General features: G+C 57.9%; 15 protein-coding genes. 11 read left to right on the forward strand and 4 right to left on the reverse strand.

What is annotated here, in order from left to right:
• The first annotated feature begins 18 nt into the window (after positions 1-18).
• Positions 19-936, forward strand: coding sequence for a succinate--CoA ligase subunit alpha (gene sucD / locus ACUXHH_RS01210; RefSeq protein ID WP_005504562.1), 918 nt, complete (start codon positions 19-21; stop codon positions 934-936).
• A gap of 217 nt (positions 937-1,153) precedes the next feature.
• Here sucD and ACUXHH_RS01215 read toward each other — a convergent pair whose 3' ends face one another.
• From ACUXHH_RS01215 to ACUXHH_RS01230, 4 genes are all read right to left on the reverse strand, one after another.
• Positions 1,154-2,332: a VIT1/CCC1 transporter family protein gene (locus ACUXHH_RS01215; RefSeq protein ID WP_279740930.1), complete on the reverse strand. Its 1,179-nt coding sequence runs from the start codon at positions 2,330-2,332 to the stop codon at positions 1,154-1,156.
• A gap of 354 nt (positions 2,333-2,686) precedes the next feature.
• Positions 2,687-3,184, reverse strand: coding sequence for a Dps family protein (locus ACUXHH_RS01220; protein ID WP_279740927.1), 498 nt, complete (start codon positions 3,182-3,184; stop codon positions 2,687-2,689).
• A 310-nt stretch (positions 3,185-3,494) separates the two neighbouring features.
• Positions 3,495-4,151 (reverse strand): HAD family hydrolase, encoded by a 657-nt coding sequence (locus ACUXHH_RS01225; protein ID WP_279740924.1) that lies wholly within the window; start codon positions 4,149-4,151, stop codon positions 3,495-3,497.
• An 18-nt stretch (positions 4,152-4,169) separates the two neighbouring features.
• A complete protein-coding gene (locus tag ACUXHH_RS01230; RefSeq protein ID WP_279740922.1) occupies positions 4,170-4,853 on the reverse strand; it encodes an NAD(P)-dependent oxidoreductase in 684 nt (227 codons plus the stop codon).
• 266 nt (positions 4,854-5,119) lie between these two features.
• On the opposite strand from ACUXHH_RS01230, the gene clpB reads away from it, so the two are divergent.
• The 10 genes from clpB (at position 5,120) to ACUXHH_RS01280 (ending at position 18,833) form a co-directional block, all read left to right on the forward strand.
• Entirely contained in the window at positions 5,120-7,729 is a 2,610-nt protein-coding gene (clpB, locus tag ACUXHH_RS01235; RefSeq protein WP_458390638.1) for an ATP-dependent chaperone ClpB, read from the forward strand.
• A 159-nt stretch (positions 7,730-7,888) separates the two neighbouring features.
• Positions 7,889-8,857, forward strand: coding sequence for a Sir2 family NAD-dependent protein deacetylase (locus tag ACUXHH_RS01240; RefSeq protein WP_279754748.1), 969 nt, complete (start codon positions 7,889-7,891; stop codon positions 8,855-8,857).
• A 177-nt stretch (positions 8,858-9,034) separates the two neighbouring features.
• Complete coding sequence (locus ACUXHH_RS01245; RefSeq protein WP_458390639.1) at positions 9,035-10,252, forward strand: excalibur calcium-binding domain-containing protein; 1,218 nt, start codon at positions 9,035-9,037, stop codon at positions 10,250-10,252.
• A gap of 311 nt (positions 10,253-10,563) precedes the next feature.
• Complete coding sequence (locus tag ACUXHH_RS01250; RefSeq protein WP_458390640.1) at positions 10,564-11,709, forward strand: excalibur calcium-binding domain-containing protein; 1,146 nt, start codon at positions 10,564-10,566, stop codon at positions 11,707-11,709.
• A 314-nt stretch (positions 11,710-12,023) separates the two neighbouring features.
• Complete coding sequence (locus tag ACUXHH_RS01255) at positions 12,024-12,773, forward strand: DUF4956 domain-containing protein (RefSeq protein ID WP_458390641.1); 750 nt, start codon at positions 12,024-12,026, stop codon at positions 12,771-12,773.
• A 123-nt stretch (positions 12,774-12,896) separates the two neighbouring features.
• Positions 12,897-13,817: a polyphosphate polymerase domain-containing protein gene (locus ACUXHH_RS01260; protein ID WP_458390642.1), complete on the forward strand. Its 921-nt coding sequence runs from the start codon at positions 12,897-12,899 to the stop codon at positions 13,815-13,817.
• A 229-nt stretch (positions 13,818-14,046) separates the two neighbouring features.
• Positions 14,047-15,693 (forward strand): carbohydrate-binding domain-containing protein, encoded by a 1,647-nt coding sequence (locus ACUXHH_RS01265; RefSeq protein ID WP_458390643.1) that lies wholly within the window; start codon positions 14,047-14,049, stop codon positions 15,691-15,693.
• A gap of 351 nt (positions 15,694-16,044) precedes the next feature.
• Positions 16,045-16,254, forward strand: a complete 210-nt coding sequence (locus ACUXHH_RS01270) for a DUF3073 domain-containing protein (protein WP_005504588.1) — start codon at positions 16,045-16,047, stop codon at positions 16,252-16,254.
• Between the two features lie 330 nt (positions 16,255-16,584).
• The gene (locus tag ACUXHH_RS01275) at positions 16,585-17,655 is read left to right on the forward strand and encodes a phosphodiester glycosidase family protein (protein ID WP_279740906.1); all 1,071 of its coding nucleotides are present in this window, start codon (positions 16,585-16,587) and stop codon (positions 17,653-17,655) included.
• Positions 17,652-18,833: a bifunctional glycosyltransferase family 2/GtrA family protein gene (locus ACUXHH_RS01280; protein ID WP_279740905.1), complete on the forward strand. Its 1,182-nt coding sequence runs from the start codon at positions 17,652-17,654 to the stop codon at positions 18,831-18,833. Before ACUXHH_RS01275 ends, ACUXHH_RS01280 begins: the two co-directional genes overlap by 4 nt.
• Positions 18,834-19,415: the final 582 nt, after the last annotated feature.

Here is a 19,415-nt window from a genome sequence, read left to right on the forward strand (position 1 = left end):
GGATTTCAAGGAAGTAATATGTCTATCTTTGTGAACAAGGACTCCAAGGTCATCGTTCAGGGCATCACCGGTGGCGAGGGTACCAAGCACACCGCACGCATGCTCGCAGCGGGCACCAACATTGTGGGCGGCGTGAACGCTCGCAAGGCTGGCACCACCGTCACCCATAAGGCGAAGGACGGCTCCGACATTGAGCTGAACGTGTTCGGTTCCGTGGCTGAGGCTATGGAGAAGACCGGTGCGAACGTTTCCATCGTCTTCGTTCCCCCGGCCTTCACCAAGGCAGCAGTTCTCGAGGCTATCGAGGCTAAGATCGGCCTTGTCGTCGTTATCACCGAGGGCGTTCCGGTTCAGGACTCTGCAGAGTTCTGGGCAGCTGCTAAGGCATCCGTGGACGAGAACGGCAAGCAGATTACCCGCATCATCGGCCCCAACTGCCCCGGCATCATCTCCCCCGAGGAGTGCCTGGTCGGTATTATCCCGGCGAACATTACCGGTAAGGGCAAGATTGGTCTGGTCTCCAAGTCCGGTACCCTGACCTACCAGCTGATGTACGAACTGTCCGATATTGGTTTCACCACCGCTATCGGTATTGGTGGCGACCCGATTATCGGCACCACCCACATCGACGCGCTGGAAGCTTTCGAAGCTGACCCCGAGACCGAAGCAATCGTCATGATTGGTGAGATTGGTGGTGACGCTGAGGAGCGTGCTGCAGAGTACATCAAGGCAAACGTGACCAAGCCCGTCGTTGGTTACATCGCAGGCTTCACCGCTCCTGAGGGTAAGACTATGGGCCACGCAGGCGCTATTGTCTCCGGTTCCTCCGGTACCGCTCAGGCGAAGAAGGAAGCTCTGGAAGCAGCAGGCGTGAAGGTCGGTAAGACCCCCTCCGAGGCTGCAAACCTGATGCGCGAAATCTTCGCAGCGAAGTAAACAGCATAAATAATGCGGCAGATGCCGGTAGCCCGTGAGGCTACCGGCATCTGTGCTTTAACAGTGAACTAAACAGGGACAGCGCGCCGAAAAATACTGGAGGTGCAGGGGGTGCGCCGGGGTTTCTTTGCGCTTAGGCTGTGGCATTTGCAGGGGAATGCAACACATGCATGAGCGGCTATATACACTTGTTGAAAGCTTATTGGGGGAGTTGCGACTAGGCAACCGTTGTACCAAATGCCAAACCCAGCAGGTAGGTGACAAACGCCGCGCCGAAACCAATTAGAATCTGACGGATACCGCGCTTGAGCGGGGAAGCACCTGACAGCAGACCCACCACGCCGCCGGTGAAGCCCAGAGCCGCACCCACAAACAGCAGAGACAGCACCATCGCGAACACACCCGAGAAACCGAAAATATAGGGCAGAATCGGGATCAACGCACCCGAAGCGAAGAACGCAAATGACGCAGCGGCGGCACCAATATCGGTGCCCAAAGCCACGTTCTCCTCACGATCCTCATCCTCGCGATGAGACAGTGACGGGTCGCAATCACAATCCAGGTATCCGAAACGCTCCATCGCGCGGTGATGCGCCGCCTCCGGCTCCATACCGCGGGCACGGTAAATAAGCTCCAGCTCGTTCGAATCCAAATCCAAATCGTGTGCAACACGCAGGGTCACCTGGGTTGGCTGGGATGCATCCAGTAGCTCACGCTGAGAACGCACTGACACGAACTCACCCGCCGCCATGGACAGTGCACCCGCCAGCAGGCCCGCGATACCCGAGAGCAGAACCATTGAGCTGGATGCGCCCGAGGCAGTAATACCCATAATCAGCGCCAGATTCGACACCAAACCGTCATTAGCGCCAAAAACCGCCGCACGGAAATTACCCGAAAGCTTCTCGCGACCGTTAGTCGCCAGGGCGCGAATAATCTCCTCGTGAATCGCCTCGTCAGCCGCCATTTCCTCGGTAGCGTCTGGGTCCTCAGCGTAGGGGGATCGGGACTCGGCGCGCTGAGCCATCGCCAGAATAAACACCGAACCAAAGTTCTTTGCCAGGAACTGCAATACCAGAGACTGAATGGACGGGCGCACGTGCACATTTGCGTGCTCACCGAGCATGTCACGCCAATGTTGCTGGTGACGCTTCTCTGCCTTAGCAACCTGCAGAAGGATTTCGCGATCGGTACCCTCTGCACGGCGAGCCAGGTAGCGGTAGATGCGCGCCTCCGACTCCTCATCGGCAAGGTAGCGGCGCCAACGCTTAATCTGCGCGGGGGAGGGGGAGGTGACGGCGCTATGGCGGGTGGTTCGCGAAGCTTCAGTGGTGGCGTTTTCCGGCTGAAGCTTTTCGGTTTCTTCGACGTGCTCGTGCTGGGCGTGCGTGCTCATAGTTCCCTTTCCGCTACTCATGCGGTACGTGTCGGGTTTGCCGGTTAGCAACCCGTTACGCCTTCAAGTCTGTGCGCTCTGTCATGAACAGTGAACCACTCTAGAGCACTCTGAACGGAAAATCTAGGACGGCCTAACCCGATAAACATGTTCGCCTCAACGTACTTTGCTGTACTACGTGGACGAGGAACGATGAGTGAACTCGGTGTATATTTCATGTGAAAAACCGGGCGGGTGCACCCTCCATAAGGAGAGTGCACCCGCCCGGTTTTGTGACTCTAAAAGCTGGCGCCTATATACCTTGCCGCCATAAGTAGGCTGTGGTTTAGACGCTACGACTTAGATGGTTGTAGCTTAGATGCTGCCTTCGCTGTTTTCCAGGAATGCGCGGATGAACCACTGGAACTTCTCCAGCTCAGCGGTCTGGCCAATCAGCAGATCCTCGGTGACGGGGTCGGACTCGCCTGCGAATGCAATCGCCTTGCGGTGAGCTTCAATCACGCGGGTGTAGACGTCGTTCAGGGCGCGCAGGTGAGCGGCGACGGGTGCGCGGCCAACTGCGTAGTCTTCAACGGTACGCTGTGCGACCAGTGCGCCAGCCAGGCCGTTGGGGGTTGCGCCCAGGGTTGCCATACGCTCTGCGATGGCGTCGACAAAATCGCGGACAGTATCGACCTGGGGGTCAATCATTTCGTGAACGGCGATGAAGCCGGGGCCGGTCACGTTCCAGTGAGCGTGCTTCAGCAGCAGGTGCAGGTCGTTCAGGTCGTGCAGACGTGCCTGGAGAACCTCGGAAATGCCCTTGCCTTCTTCAATGGTCAGGCCGGGTGCGGTGTAGTTTGCGAATGCCATGATGGTCTCCTTCATGATGCTGTGATGCTTGTGCTTCGGTGGGGTTTGTACCCCGCCGAATCATTATTATTGAGTAAATCATTTTAAGGAACTACTGTCAAGGTTATTTTGATTAATTCGTAATAAATCGTCATCTGTGTGTTGCGCCGACCTCAAGCCCTCGCTCAAAAGCCCCTGCTCAAATCCCCACGGCTTACCACCCAGGCATGCGCAAAGGGTAGGATGCACAGTATCTCGTATCGCGCATCCCACCCTTTATGGTGAAGCCTATTCAGTTTTCTGCAGAGCTTCCAATCTGCGAACCAAGCGGCTACGCCAGCGCGCGCACCGCCTCTAGGGTCAGTTCCTCATGTTTGAGGTGCACGGTGCCCAGCTCTGCTGGAACCTCCAGTTCACCCGGCACAACAATGACACGCATACCCGCCGCGGCCGCACTGCGCACACCCGAAGGCGAATCCTCAAGAGCCACGCACTGTGTCGGATTAACACCCAGGCGCTCGGCCGCCAAAAGATAAGGTTGCGGGTCCGGCTTGGGGTGTGTGGTTTCATCATTACCAATAACCGCTGAGAACGTACCCTCAGGTGCCGCATTTGCGGTGCGGCGAGCCACGGAGGTGGCTGCATTCGTGACGACTGCCGCCGGAATCTGCGCCTCGCGAACCTCCCAGAGGAAACGCTCAAGACCGGGCAGGAACTCGACCGGCTGGTGTGCCAGGGCATCGTGCACCTTGGTGACGAGTCGCTCGTTGATTTCTTCATCCGGTAGGTTTACACCGCGCTTACGTAGGCGGTCCAGGGTGAACTGCATGGATAGGCCCAGGCAGTCGAGGGTGTCCTGCGCAGTCCAGGCGCCGCCAAATTCTGCAGCGAGAGCAACCTTTGCGGCAGCCCATACGGGTTCGGTATCGACGAGGGTTCCGTCGTGGTCGAAGAGAATGGCGGCGGGAAAGATGTTCGTAGTCGTCATGCCATTAAGCCTACCGGTTTATTTCTGGGGTGAGCGTAGGGCAACGTCCCCAAGTGTCACCAAAAAATCCGTACCTGCGTTCTGGGGGTTCTTGGCGATAGTGAGCAGTGCATCAGCGACGTCCTCACGGGCAATCGTTGGGATGCCTGCAGTTCGCTCGACACTCGCCATGTCATATACCTTCACCCCACCCCTGCCGGGTTTATTGGTCAGCCTGCCCGGATGCGCATGTGAAATATACGGCTGATATTCGGCGACCAGGGCATCCGCCTTAACTCGGTCGGTGAAAATGCCGCGCATGATGACCTTGCATACTAGGCGCATGGGGAGTGATGCGGTCCGTACCGTATCGCCCACGCCGTATGCGCTCATCAGAACACAGTGCTTCACGCCTGCGCCCGCCACCGCCTCCATGATGAGAGGCAGACGATCCTGCATGAACGTGGAGGAGAGAAATTCTCGCACCGTGGCTTTCTGGCCCAAGATGCTAACCATCACGTCCTGCCCGGAGGATGCTACGGCGAGCTGCTCGGCGTCGTCCAGGGCTCCCGGAACGATAGTGAGATTGTGGTGCGCCCCCAAAAGCGCTAGGGCCTTGTTGGGGTTGCGTACGTAGGCGGTGACGGTGTGCCCGTCCTTCAGAGCTTTGCGGGTAAAGAGATAGCCGGTGCGGCCGGTTGCGCCTAGAACCAGTATTTTCATGTGGGTCCCCATTTCTGTCTGTGATTATTGTGGGAACTTGCAAGTACCCAATGTGGTCACTATAACAATAGGGCTTTTGGAAGGAGTTTATGGCTGGAGCCTGTGTTTTCGCCGCTTTATTCGTGCGAAGCGCCCATGGTTATTGCCGAAATTTTAATCTCCAAAACCCCGGTTAACCTATTGCGCAGAATAATTGAGTGTAGTAGACTCAAGTTATGTAATGCAGGGGCACATAGGATAAGCCCCCGAAATACGAAAGGAACATCATGGACAACAAGTTCACCACCAAGAGTCAAGAAGTCATCTCGGCGGCAAATACTAACGCTCAAACCGCCGGCAACCCCACTATTGAAACCGCGCACATCCTCAAGGCCCTCATGGACCAGCGTGAAGGCGTCGCCGTAGCAGTCCTCAAGGCTGCAGGTCTGGATGTGGACGCTATCTCTGAGGCAGCATCCGCTGAAATCAAGAAGCTGCCGAAGGCATCCGGTGCCTCCGCGCAGAACGCTTCCCTCAGCCGTGCCGCGCTCTCTGCTCTGCAGGCGGCACAGACCCGCGCCCAGGGCTTCGGAGATACCTACGTTTCTACCGAAATGATCCTGCTCGGCATTGCCAGCGGAACCGATAGCACTGCAACCGCAATGCACAAGCTCGGGGCTACCGCAGAGCTCATTGCACAGACCATCCCCAACGTTCGAGGAGACCGCACCGTGGACACCCCCGACCCCGAAGGCACCTTCCAGGCGCTCGAAAAATACGGCACCGACCTGACCGCCATCGCCCGCGCAGGCAAGCTAGACCCAGTCATCGGCCGCGACTCTGAGATTCGCCGCGTCGTGCAGGTGCTCTCCCGCCGCACCAAGAACAACCCCGTTTTGATTGGTGAGCCCGGTGTCGGTAAGACCGCCGTCGTGGAAGGCCTGGCGCAGCGCATGGTTTCCGGCGACGTGCCCGAATCTCTGCGCGGCAAGACCCTCATCAGTCTGGACCTGGGCTCCATGGTCGCAGGCGCAAAGTACCGCGGTGAATTCGAGGAACGCCTGAAGGCAGTCCTCGAAGAAATCAAGAAGTCCGAAGGTCAGATCGTGACCTTCATCGACGAGATTCACACCGTCGTCGGTGCTGGCGCATCCGAAGGCTCCATGGATGCAGGCAACATGCTCAAGCCCATGCTTGCCCGTGGTGAGCTGCGCCTGATCGGTGCCACTACCCTGGATGAGTACCGCGAGAACATCGAGAAGGACCCTGCCCTGGAGCGCCGCTTCCAGCAGGTGTACGTGGGCGAGCCCAGCGTAGATGACACCATCGGTATTCTGCGTGGCCTGAAGGAACGCTACGAGGCACACCACAAGGTGCAGATTGCTGACTCTGCACTGGTTGCAGCAGCAACCCTGTCCAACCGTTACATTCCCTCCCGTCAGCTGCCGGACAAGGCAATTGATCTGATCGATGAGGCCGCATCCCGCCTGCGCATGGAAATTGACTCCGCACCGGAGGAAATCGACCAGTTGCGCCGCGCCGTGGACCGCCTCACCATGGAGGAACTCGCGCTTGCCGGCGAAACCGATCCCGCATCCGTGGAGCGTCTGGAAGCGTTGCGCAAGGACATGGCAGACAAGAAAGAACAACTCGACTCCCTCAACGCCCGTTGGGAAGCCGAGAAGGCGAACCTGAACCGCGTGGGTGACCTCAAGACTGAGATTGACGAGCTGCGCTCCCGCGCCGAGGTGGCACAGCGTGAAGGTAACCTTGCTGAGGCATCCCGCCTGCTCTACGGCGAGATTCCCGCAAAGCAAGCCGAACTGGAGGAAGCACAGCGTGCCGAGGACCGCGCTAAGAACGAATCCATGGTCTCCGAAGAGGTCACCGCAGACGATATCGCTGAGGTTATCTCCTCCTGGACCGGTATTCCTGCAGGTCGCATGATGCAGGGCGAATCTGAGAAGTTGCTCGAAATGGAGAAGCGCATCGGTGCCCGCCTGATTGGTCAGGAAGACGCAGTGGTAGCTGTCTCTGACGCTGTCCGCCGCGCCCGTGCTGGCATCTCCGACCCGGATCGCCCGATTGGTTCCTTCCTGTTCCTTGGCCCGACCGGTGTCGGTAAGACTGAGCTGGCTAAGGCACTGGCTGAGTTTCAGTTCGATGACGAGCGTGCCCTGGTACGCATCGACATGAGTGAATACTCTGAGAAGCACACTGTTTCTCGCTTGGTCGGCGCCCCTCCCGGATACGTTGGCCACGAAGAGGGCGGTCAGCTGACCGAGGCTGTACGCCGTCGCCCCTACTCGGTGGTCCTGCTCGACGAGGTTGAAAAGGCACACCCCGAGGTCTTCGACATCCTGCTGCAGGTGCTCGATGACGGCCGCCTGACCGATGGCCAGGGCCGCACCGTGGACTTCCGCAACGTCATCCTGATTCTGACCTCGAACCTCGGTTCTCAGTACCTGGTCAACCAAGACCTGCCCTTCGAAGAGCGCTCCGAGAAGGCGCTGGAGGTTGTGCACCAAGCATTCCGCCCCGAGTTCCTCAACCGACTGGACGACATCATCATGTTCCAGCCGCTGTCGGCTGAGAACCTGGGTCAGATCGTAGGCCTGCAGATCAAGAGCATGGCTAAGCGTCTGGAGGACCGCCGCCTGAGCCTGAACGTCACCCCCGCCGCCCTGGAGTGGCTGGGTAAGACCGGCTACGACCCGGCGTTCGGTGCCCGCCCGCTGCGCCGCCTGGTACAGCGCGAGATTGGCGACCGCCTGGCTCGCGGCATCCTCTCCGGCGCTATTCACGACGGTGACACCGTGACTGTGGATGTGAACCCGGACGTTGCCAGCGACGGCCTGTCGGTGACCTCCGAGCGTGAGCAGAAGGCTGAGAACTAAGCTCAACCGGCTGGGTGGACTTAGCCTGTGGCTGTGTTTTGCACATTCGAAACCATAAAAAATAGGCTGTGGGGTACCCTCAAAGGGGGTGCCCCACAGCCGTTTAACGCACTAGAACCGCGCTGAACCGCACTAATACACAGAGCATTGAGGAGAAGAATGGACCGCTGGACTGACCACCAGAACTTCGCCGCCGCCGGTGAGCAACGCGAAGAAATTGCCTCCGTGCACCGTGCCGCAATCCGCTCGATTCAGCGCGTTGTCTCTGAGAACGCCACCCCGCACGACGAAGAATACGTATCTGCGGGTATTGCCGAGCTACTCAAGGCGGGCAAGGTTCTCGTGCTCACCGGCGCGGGAGTGAGCACCGAATCCGGTATCCCCGACTACCGCGGACCCGGCGGCTCCCTGCATGACCACCGCCCCATGACCTACCAGGAATTCCGCTACGATGACGCCGCCCGCCAACGCTACTGGGCGCGCTCCTACGTGGGCTGGCGCCGTATGCGCCGCGCCGAACCGAACCGCGCCCACTATGCGCTCGCCGAGCTGGAACAGCTGGGTGCCGTGAGCGGTGTGATTACGCAGAACGTGGATGGGCTGCACGCCCGTGCTGGAAGCTCTCGCCTACTGGCATTGCACGGCGACCTCTCCCGTATTGTGTGCCTGGACTGCGGGCAGGACGAGAGTCGCGAAAGCCTGGATACACGTCTGGACGCGGCGAACCCCGGCTACCTAGCGCACCTTGAAGATGAAGAGCTACGCGTGAACCCTGACGGTGATGTGGAGCTGGACGACCTCTATATCCGCGATTTTCAGATGGTGCCCTGCCTCGGCTGCAGTTCGACCCGCCTCAAGCCGGATGTGGTGTACTTTGGTGAGTCTGTGCCCGCCGAACGTAAGGTACGCAAGGATGCCATGCTCGCTGAATGTTCGGCGTTGCTGGTGGTGGGCTCCTCGGTTGCGGTCATGAGCAGCTACAAGATTGTGCTGGAGGCTCTGAGCGCCGGCAAGCCGGTCGCTGTCGTTAACGGCGGCCCCGGTCGTGCAGATGCGAAGGCTACCTACCTGTGGCGTACCGGCGTGGGCGAGGCGCTGGAACTCATGCTCGACGCCGTTGATGTTTAAGGTTGCCGAGGTTTAGGCAGCGCTGTTTCTATAGTGAATGCTGTTTCTCCAGCGAATATTACTGCACGTGCAACGACCCAAGGTTAAGTGCACGAAAATGCTATTTTGTGTTGCAAGTAATTGCACATAGCCTCTAGACAGGCGGCTAAACCCACCACGCGGGGATAAAATGATGGGATGGACATTCGACACACTATCACTCGCTTCGGTGCCACCGCCCTGATCGGTTGCGGTCTGGTAGTCACCGCAATCCCCGCAACTTTCGCTCAGAACGGTGAAGAGTCCGTCACCTACGTCTACGCCGACAAGGCGGCCTCCCATATTTCTGAGGTCTGGTACAAGGGCGAAGCCCTGAAGATTACCGGCGAAGGCTTCCTGACCCAGGACGGTACCTCCGGCTCCACCATCGCTATCAAGCTGAACAAGGGTACCGTCAAGATTGACGGCAAGGACTACCTGGAAGTTCAGGCTGATGAGAAGGGCAACTTCTCCGTCTCCATTCCCTGGCAGGACGACCTGGATGAGCGTATCTCCGTGGACGTCTACCTGCTCTCCGGATCCTTGAAGGATAACGACACCGCTCGCGGCGGCAAGGCAGCCACCGTGAAGATTGAGGCTCGTTCCGTTCAGGAAGCAACCCCCTCCGCTACCGCGTCTGCGAGCGCTTCTGCTTCGGCAACCGCTTCCGTGGTGGCTACCCCCTCCGCTTCTGTGGCGCCTTCCGCATCTGCTACCGCCTCGGCTTCTGGTGCTGATGAGGTCATTGCCTCCGTGGATGCAGAGATCAAGGACCGCGTGGATGGGAAGGCTTCTGCGACTGCTTCAGCGAGCCCCTCGGCTACCGCATCGGCTTCCGCTTCTGTGGTGGCTACCCCCTCCGCTTCGGCATCGGCTTCTGCCTCGGCTACTGAGTCGGCTTCTGCCTCGGCTGCTGCTGATAAGAACGCATCCGTTGCGAACGATGCGAAGGATCAGTCGGGTGATTCCACTTCCGCTACTGAACAGGTGACCGCTTCGGCTGAGAGCACTCGCTTCGCGAACTGCTCTGAGGTGGCGGCTACTGGTCTGGCTCCTATCTCTTCGAGCCACCCGGACTTCCGCAAGCAGTTCGATACTGATAACAACGGTCTGGGCTGCGAGGTTATTAACAGTGAGGTCACTGACGGCGGTTCCTCCTCCAATATTTCTTCGGGTTCTTCTTCCCGCAACTCTGGCGGTCTGGACAACTTGGGTTCTTCCTCCGCTTCGACTAACTACACTTCTAGCCGCGCTCAGCGCTCTTCCCTTGCTAATACCGGTGCTTCCAACGCCTTTACCATTGCTGGTATGGGCCTGGTAGCTCTGGGTCTGGGTGTTGCTGGCGTGTCTGCTGTCCGTAACCGCAAGAACTCCTAAAACTATTGCCGCTGCCCGGTGGTGAGTGAGGGTCCCTTCCCCCCCCGAATGCTTGAGTGTTTGGGTGGAAGGGATTTTCGCGTTTAACGGGGTGGTTTTTGCTATTGGGTTGTGCTGATGGGGTGGGGTATGTACTTGTTATTCTCTTCAATGTTAGGTTGAGACTTTAGGGGTGTACGACGGTGTAAAAGGCTTATATAGTTCAACCATGCCTTTAAGAAACCTTCAAAAAATATGTTTTGTGAGTTAGGTCATGACAAATTGGCTTCTTGGGGGCCGGTATCCTAAGCTTCGCTCGTTAGAATGGGGGCATGAGCATTCGAAACAACATCGCACGCATCGGCGCCACCGCACTCATCGGCTGTGGCCTCGTTGCTACTTCCGTCCCCGCAACCTTCGCTGTTGAAGGCACGCCTCAGGTCGTCCACACCTACGCAGACTCTGCACAGTTCATCGCCCCCAACGTATGGGTTGAGGGCGAAGGCCTGAACATTGGCGGCGAAGGCTTCAAGACCGCTGATGGCACCTCCGGTTCCGTTCTGGCACTAAAGCTGAACAAGGGCGCCGTTAAGATTAACGGCCAGGACTACCTGGAAATCCACGCTGACGAGAACGGTAACTTCTCCGTTACCATTCCCTGGCAGGCAGACCTGCACGGCAGTGTTTCCGTTGACATTTACCTGCTGTCCGGCTCCCTAAAGGACGGCGACGTTCCCCGCGGCGGTAAGGCAGCTACCGTGACCATTAAGGTTGCAGAGCAGCCCGCTCCCGCACCTAGCGAAGAGCCCACCCCGGCTCCTTCCGAGAACCCGACCCCGGCTCCCACTGCTGAGCCGACCACCGAGGCTCCCAAGCCTGCTGAAGAGACCTCCGCACCCGCTGAGGAATCCTCCAAGCCCGCTGACGAGAACGCGGCTCCCCAGCCCGCAGAGAACTTCCGCTTCCAGAACTGCGCCGACGTTGAGGCTGCAGGTGAAGCACCGATCCGCAAGGGTCACCCGGACTTCCGCGAGAAGTTTGATGCTGACAGCGACGGCGTCGGCTGCGAGCAGCCCGCTGACTACGAGGACTCTAACTCTGCAGATAACCAGAACAACGGTGGTCAGAACTCTGGCGGTCAGACCTCTATTAACAACCTCTCCGCTGGCCAGAACTCCTCTGGTAATGCTACCGAGAGCCACCGTTTCCAGAACTGCGCCGACGTTGAGGCGGCAGGCCTGGCACCGATTAGCAAGGACCACCCGGACTTCCGCGAGAAGTTCGATGCTGACCACGACGGCATCGGTTGCGAATGGCCGGTTGACTACGAGAATGCTACTAACGCATCTTCCAAGAGCTCTTCTTCCCTGGCTAAGACCGGTGCATCCGATGCGATGACCGCTGCTGGTCTGGGTCTGATTGCTCTGAGTGCTGGTAGCGCGACCATCGTGGCAACCCGTATGCGCAAGAAGGCATAATAACGCTTAGTCGCTAAGTTTTTAGCTACTTTTATGGGCTCCCTCCATATCGGAGGGAGCCCATTTTTTGTGCTTTTTGAAGCTGTGGGATGCTCCATCAAGGACGCGAGAAAAGAGAAAAATTACGATTGAATAGCGCCACGATAAGGGTATTTATTAGAGACATATAACACTTATCTATAAGTTAAGGTGAGCACAGGGTAAACACAGGCTTGCACGGGAATCTAGATACTACAAAGAACGCACAGCTTGGAGCTGAAGAACAGACAGCAAAAAGCGCCGCAAACATCACGACACGACGTCTGGAGCGTCCAATGACTATTTTGACCATGGCGATTGCCGATGCCATAGCCATCGCAGCCCTCTGCACCCTCTACATGGCGCGGCACCGCAACCGCGAACTAATGATTTCTTACGCGGTCATCAACGCCGGCATCTTCACCGTCTCGGTGGCGCTGGTATCTGCCGGCTCGAATGCATCCGCTATGGGCATGGGTCTCTTCGGTGTCTTGTCGATTATCCGATTGCGTTCCACCGCCCTGAGCCAGCGCGAGGTGGGTTACTACTTCGTAGCCCTCTCGGTCGGCATGATCGCCGGTGTGAACATCAGCCCGGCGTACATCGCCTTCGGTCTCATGGCTACCCTGGTCGCCCTGATTGCGATTCTCGACTCGCGTAGCACCCCGATCTCTACCGACCAGACTCAGACTGTCACCGCCGATCGTGCGATTAGCGACGAGGAAGAGCTCAAAGCATACCTGAGCGCTCGCCTGGGTTACACCGTCACCTCGGTGAAAATCACCGAGCTGGACATGGTGAACAACCTGACCCGCGCCACCGTCACCTACCAGCCTAAGGAAACCACCGAGGGCGGCACCCCTGCGGCAGTGGAGGCGGCACCGGCTAACGCAGTACCGATTGGGGCTCAGCCTGTCGTAGCTCAGGTGGTAGCATCGAAGACTCCCGCGGTTTACCCGGCAGCACCTCAGGTTCCCACCGCCGAGGCACACGCCACGCTGGACACTCGGATGATTCCGCTCCAGCGTACCCCGGTAGGCAAGTAAGACCAGCCGCTATAACAGTCTCTGATTCACTCCGACCGCACAAACATCTCCGATACCCACGACACGCCGCCCCCAGCGCACAACGCATCATGCAGGGATGGCACCCCAGAAGGACGAAGACCCATGACTAACGCAGCCGCAAATATCATCCCCGCAGAGTGGACGAGCATTAGCCTCGAAGCCATGAACGAGCAGGCAGCCATGCAGACCCGTGTGGACCGCAAGTACATTGTCGAGGCAGAAACCGCAGCCAAGGTACTCTCCACGCTTGACGCAGGAGCCTCCGTCATGGAAATCGATGACCAGCGCGACTTCGCCTACGAATCGGTCTACTTCGACACTCCGCAGATGCAGAGCTACCATTCGGCAGCGTACAGCCGCCCGGACACCTTCAAGATTCGTACCCGTAGCTACCTGGACTCGGAACTGACCTTCCTAGAGGTCAAGACAGACGGTGAGCAGGATATGACCGTCAAGAAGCGTATCCCGTATACCTTCGAGAACCGCGATACGCTCACCGCCGAAGGCCACGAGTACATCACCGCAGCGCTCGGCGATATCCTTGCGGGCCCCGTGCACAAGCTGGAGGCGGTTCTGACCACCGGCTACCGCCGTACCACGGTCTTCCTGCCGCAGAGCGAGAAGAACCCCGTCGCCTCCCGTATGACGGTAGATAACGCCCTGACCTGGACACCTCTGTCTGAGAACATCCTCATGGCGGGCGTGAACTACCGCAACTACCACGGTAACCTGGTTGGCACCACCTACGGCCTGCCGAACGCGGTCATCATTGAAACCAAGTCCGGTGTGGAGCCCTCTGTGGCAGACCAGCACCTTTGGGATGCGGGCATCACCCCCATGAAGATTTCCAAGTTTGCAACCGGTATGGCGGTGCTAAACCCGCAGCTGGTAAGCAACAAGTGGGAAGAAACCATCAAGAATTGGATGCACCTGGAACCGGTCAACGGTACCCGCCTCAACGTGGATGACATGACCGAAGAGGATTACCAGAAGCTGCTGACCGAGGGTTTCGCAGCCGCATAAAACGGCAATCTGGCTAAAACGGCAATCTGGGATGCGCGGGTAGGGTAGCGCACCTACCTTACCCGCACCCCCAGCCCCTCATCTATAAACCCATGACCCAAGCACAACACCGGCTGTATTCGCCCCACACAGGTAATAACCGCTCTCGCACATATTCACATTTCATATACGACTTACCCCTGTGGCGCTGGCTCTACGCGAGTAGTCACCCAAACACAAAGGAAAACCCGTGAAAAAGAGCAATATGATTAAGAGCGCAACCTCCTTGACTCTCCTGGCGGCCCTGGCGTTGAGCGGCTGCTCGGCAAACTTGGCATCGACCGCTAGTGCAGCGAGCGCGACCACTACCTCCGCTTCGAGCACTTCGGACACCACCTCGAAGGTGGCGGACTCCTTCTCTACCGACGTGAAGAGCGGTGAGAAGCTCGCCGAGGACACTCACTACTCTGCAAAGGACGTCACCTGGGATTCCTCCAGCGAAGTTACTATCAATCTTTCTAACCCGACTGCGATCGACGGCGTGACCGTAAGCGACGGCGTCATCACCATCACCAAGGCGGGCAACTACAAGCTCATCGGTACCTACGAGGGCCAGATCAAGGTTGAGGCAGCCGACAGCGACATGGTCCGCCTGGTCCTGAAGAATGCGACGATTACCAACTCCACCGGTGCAGCTATCAATGTGGTTGAGGCGGACGAGGTCGTTATCTACACCGCCTCGGGTACCACCAACACCGTCTCTGACGGCTCCTCCTATGCGGATACCGCCAGCGGTAGCCCCGACGCAGCTATCTACTCCAAGAGTGACCTGACCCTGGCGGGCGAAGGCACCCTGAAGGTTGAAGGTAAGTATGAAGAGGGTATCCACACCTCTGACGGCGTGGTCATTGCCTCCGGTACCCTGGAAGTGAACGCGGCAAACACCGGCATCAAGGGTAAGGATTACGTCGATATCCTGGACGGTACCGTCACCGTAACCGCAAGTCAGGACGGCATCAAGGCAACCAATAATACCGATGGCAACCGTGGCTGGGTACGCCTGAGCGGTGGTACCGTGAATATCTCTGCAGATGATGATGGTTTCAAGGCTGAGCGCGTGCTTGAAATCTCTGGTGGGACCCTGAACATTAACCAGGCGAACGAGGGTATTGAGGGGCAGTACATCAACATCCTGGATGGCACCGTGAACGTGACCAGCTCCGATGACGGTATCAATGCCTCGTACAGTACCACCTCGACCAGCACCGAGTCGGCTTCGACCTCCACCATGCAGACCGCCCAGCGTAACCAGGCTGCACAGGGAAATACGGGACAGGGTAATGCGGCACAGGGTGGTCAGCCCCCGGCTGGCGGTGGCGCAGGCGGCGGCATGGGTGGCGGCACCTTCGAGGTGGTTGATGCAACCATCAACATCTCCGGCGGTACGGTCACCGTGAACGCGAAGGGCGACGGCATCGACTCCAACGGTACGGCAAACCTCTCCGGTGGTACCGTGATTGTCGACGGCCCCTTCACCGGTGGTAACACCTCCCTGGATACCAATGGCGACCTGCTGCTCAACGGCGCGACCGTGACCGCGGCTAACTCCGGTGACATGTTCGAGGCGCCCTCGACCAACTCCACCAGCGGCTACCTGAAGATTAGCAATGTATCGAACCTGAGCGCCGGCACCACCGTACAGGTGACCGACTCCTCCGGTAACGTGGTGGCGAACTACAAGGTGACTAACTCCAGCACCGCACTGATCGTGGTCTCCAGCTCCAAGATCACTAAGGGCGAGAGCTACACCGTGTACACCACCACCGATAGCGTGGATGTCTCCAGCACCACCCTGGCTTCTAACGCCACCTTGCTGGGCTCCTTCACCGCAAGCTAAACGGCAGGAGTGCCCCTCAAGCCCCGTGCTGGATGTCATGACCGGCACGGTACCTTCTCTGAACCCGGTTTTGTGAGTGAGCCGGTAGGATAGGCACTCGCCCCGCATTGGTTGTAGCGATACGCCCGGTGCGGGGCTCTGTGGCGTCTGGGGTAAAAAGCCGCGGGTGCAAAATAAAACGGTTGTTCCGGTGCGAAGAAGTGCTCTGATACGCAAAATAGGTGCCGCTGAGCGAGACATTCAGGGCTGAAACAGGGTACTCTATAGTGTAGTAAAGACTGTTGAACGATCCGAGAGCGATGCGCTGCACGTGCTGTTCGCCTCGGACAGGATGAAAGAGGGGGTCACGCCATGGGGCGCGGCCGTCAGAAGGCTAAAGCAACAAGGCAGGCTCGGGAGATGAAGTACTTCAGCCCCGAGACCGACTACAGCGCACTCGAGCGCGAGCTCAGCAGCGCGAAGAAAACGAAGTCCTCCGATTCGTCCCGCCGTCGCTATGACGACGAGGACGACTACTCGGCATACGCAGAAAAGTACGCGTCCTACGAGGATGAGGCATAAAGAATACGCGGAATGATTCGGTGCATATCGACCGAGCGTATTTCATAGTTGATGAACCGGCTTGAGACCCCACACGGGGTGCTCAGCCGGTTTTTTCGTGCCCGCAGTTTGTGCGGATGCACCCGGGTGTGTGCGAAGGCAGGCTGCCGACGGGGGGTCTTAACTATGTGGAGCGCAGAGCCAATAAACATGCTTATACATATATGTGCATAAATCTATTTGGTAATAAGGCATAGTTGGTAATAAAAAAGTTTGAAATGAATAATCATGCATAGCTCCTGCACAGCTTAGTCATGACTGGCACAGAGAATAGGCCGGCATTCTAGAGACATGAACAACGAACAGAACATGACTCAGAACATTGACCAGACCACCCAGACCGCGGCAGAACAAGCTAACGCAGTACAAACCGCTGCAGAGCAGAAGCTAGCCAAGAAGAATCTCACTCGTCGAATCTTTATCGGCGGCGGCCTCGGTGCACTCGCAGTAGTCGGCGGCGGTACGGGGTGGGCATACAACCGCTACCTGGCAGAGCACACCGAAATCGAAGACACCACCGCCTACGAGGCGGCTGCAGCCCAGGCAAACGCAAGCGCCTCCGGCTCCGCCACCGCAGACCCCACCGAACTGACTGGCGTGAAGGTCAACGGTCAGAGCCTCACCGCTAACGAAGGCTCTATCACCATCACCTCCAACACCACCGGTAGCGGCTCGGATGTGGTCGTCTCCTTCGTAGCAGACATAAAGCTCGACAACGCGACTCTGCTGCGAAGCGCCTTCGCCAATAACAAGTTCGGCCAGAACATCATCGACACCCCCTCGAACATGGCGGCTGAACACAACGGCATCTGGGCAATCAACGGTGACTACTATGGCTTCCGTACCACCGGCATCGTGATCCGAAACGGTGTTGTCTACCGTGACTCTGGCGCACGTGAAGGCTTCGCCTTCTACCGCGACGGCTCCGTCAAGCTCTACGACGAAACCGCAACCAATGCCCAGACCCTCGTCAACGAGGGTGTGTGGAACACTCTCTCCTTCGGCCCCGCGCTGGTCAAGGACTCCGCAATCGTCGACGGCATCGACAGCGTCGAGGTGGACACCAACTTTGGTAACCACTCCATCCAGGGCAACCAGCCGCGAACCGGTGTAGGTGTGCTCGGCACCAATCACCTGGTCTTCATTGTGGTCGATGGCCGCTCCACCAACTACTCGCGTGGCGTGACGATGCCCGAGTTCGCCCAGATGTTCAAGGACCTCGGCTGCGTGAGCGCCTACAACCTGGACGGTGGTGGCTCCTCCGCCATGGTCTTCAACAATGAGCTGGTCAATCGCCCGCAGGGTGGCACCAAGGAACGTGGCACCAGCGACATCCTCTACATAGCAGGGAGCGCATCGTGATTATCCTGATACCCGCCTATAAACCGGACCAATCACTAGTCCGCTTTGTCCGTGCCCTGCGTGAACAGGATCCGGATACAGAAATTCTCATCATTGACGATGGCTCCGGCAGCACCTATGCGCCAATCTTTACCGAACTGCGTATCGACGGCGTGACCGTGCAGGCCCACCCGGTCAACAAGGGTAAGGGTGCGGCACTGCGCACCGGCATCGACTGGGTGAAAGCAAACCGTTCCGGCGAGGTCATCGTCACCGCCGATGCAGACGGCCAGCACCTACCCCGGGACATCTTCCGTGTGGGCGTGCGCACCGAAACCGCAGCGGCGGCAGGCCAGATGAGCATCATCCTCGGCGTGCGTACCAAGCCCGACCCAAACGCCGGCGAAGAAGGCACCAAGGTGCCGCTACGCTCCAAGATTGGCAACAGCGCAACCGTAGGCTTCTTCGCCCTGGCGACCGGCGCCCGCGTGGCAGATACCCAGACCGGTCTGCGCGGCTTCACTCCGCAGATTCTGGACTGGCTGCTGCAGATCCCCGGCGATAAGTACGAGTACGAGTTCTCCATGCTTCTGCGAGCAACCCGCGCAGACGTGGAGCTGGTGCAGGTACCTATTGTGAAGGTCTACGAGCCGGGCAACCCGACCAGCCACTTTAGGCCTCTGCAGGACTCGGCGCTCATTTACGCGCCGCTGCTTGCCTTCCTGGTTTCGTCTTTCCTGACCGGCTTCCTCGTGGATGCTATCGCCTTCTTCGTCCTGATGGGCATAGGCGCTCCGCTGCTGGCAGCCGTGATTGGTGCCCGCGTCATCTCGGCGCTAACGAATTTCACCGTCAACCGAATGCTTATGCATGACGGAGGTGCATGCCCCTCCGCATCCTCTTCGCTGGTACGTTACACCGTGCTGGCGGTGGGCATCCTCGCAGTCAACGCGGCTCTGATGGAAGCTTTGACCGGTCTGGGGGCGTCCCTGCTGGTCACCAAGATTCTGACCGAACTGATTCTAATCCCGATCAGCTTCGCGGTTCAGCGCCGCTGGGTCTTTCTACCTACCCAGCGTCAGAAAAATACGCGAGAAAAGACTCAATCAATCGCCACCTCTTCCGGTTTGCGTGCGGTGAGCTACGAGTCGGCTCGCATGGAGGCTGCCGGTATTCGTGCCGGAATGCCCGCCTCCTAGGTAGGTCCCTAGCGGCTAGTTCACTAGAGGCTACCTACAAAACTTCTCCCACCCATCAGTCGTGAGGATAGGTGGGAGATGCAAGCTGCAGCATCAAAAGCGGCAGCGTTCTGTTCACGAAAAGACCCCGATGAGAAAACTCAACGGGGTCTTTGCGTATGTGAGCGCTGGAAGCGGCAAGGGGGTTGGTCATCCACTAACATAAATGCACCTTTTAGAAAATATCTGCATTCTTTGTGTATTGGCTTGTGAGGAGCGAATAGAAAAAAGAAAATGCATATCACTGCATTGATATATATTTTCTCTCAGCCTGTGTGCGGGAGTTCTTTGGAAGTAGTTTATGTGGTGGGATGTCGCTATCCTAGTATCTTTTCCTATGTGTGAAGCGGCTAAAGCTCGATAGTGTGGCGTAAATAATAAGATTTTTATTTCACGTAAATGCAAATAAGGAAATGCCTGGTTGAGCTATTCTCCTGGGCTTGAAGTAAAGATTTAAGTTTTACTTATCTTTACATAAAGTGACCTGCATCATAAAGGTTATTTTATTCATAAAGTAACCCAAAAAGGGTGATAGAGTATCTC

The sequence above is a fragment of the Rothia sp. 110740021-2 genome (assembly GCF_054263775.1).

Excerpts from the sequence above, each read along its gene's own strand:
- sucD (WP_005504562.1), top strand. The coding sequence starts at position 19 with ATGTCTATCTTTGTGAACAAGGACTCCAAGGTCATCGTTCAGGGCATC.
- ACUXHH_RS01215 (WP_279740930.1), bottom strand. The coding sequence starts at position 2,332 with ATGAGCACGCACGCCCAGCACGAGCACGTCGAAGAAACCGAAAAGCTT.
- ACUXHH_RS01220 (WP_279740927.1), bottom strand. The coding sequence starts at position 3,184 with ATGGCATTCGCAAACTACACCGCACCCGGCCTGACCATTGAAGAAGGC.
- ACUXHH_RS01225 (WP_279740924.1), bottom strand. The coding sequence starts at position 4,151 with ATGACGACTACGAACATCTTTCCCGCCGCCATTCTCTTCGACCACGAC.
- ACUXHH_RS01230 (WP_279740922.1), bottom strand. The coding sequence starts at position 4,853 with ATGAAAATACTGGTTCTAGGCGCAACCGGCCGCACCGGCTATCTCTTT.
- clpB (WP_458390638.1), top strand. The coding sequence starts at position 5,120 with ATGGACAACAAGTTCACCACCAAGAGTCAAGAAGTCATCTCGGCGGCA.
- ACUXHH_RS01240 (WP_279754748.1), top strand. The coding sequence starts at position 7,889 with ATGGACCGCTGGACTGACCACCAGAACTTCGCCGCCGCCGGTGAGCAA.
- ACUXHH_RS01245 (WP_458390639.1), top strand. The coding sequence starts at position 9,035 with ATGGACATTCGACACACTATCACTCGCTTCGGTGCCACCGCCCTGATC.
- ACUXHH_RS01250 (WP_458390640.1), top strand. The coding sequence starts at position 10,564 with ATGAGCATTCGAAACAACATCGCACGCATCGGCGCCACCGCACTCATC.
- ACUXHH_RS01255 (WP_458390641.1), top strand. The coding sequence starts at position 12,024 with ATGACTATTTTGACCATGGCGATTGCCGATGCCATAGCCATCGCAGCC.
- ACUXHH_RS01260 (WP_458390642.1), top strand. The coding sequence starts at position 12,897 with ATGACTAACGCAGCCGCAAATATCATCCCCGCAGAGTGGACGAGCATT.
- ACUXHH_RS01270 (WP_005504588.1), top strand. The coding sequence starts at position 16,045 with ATGGGGCGCGGCCGTCAGAAGGCTAAAGCAACAAGGCAGGCTCGGGAG.
- ACUXHH_RS01275 (WP_279740906.1), top strand. The coding sequence starts at position 16,585 with ATGAACAACGAACAGAACATGACTCAGAACATTGACCAGACCACCCAG.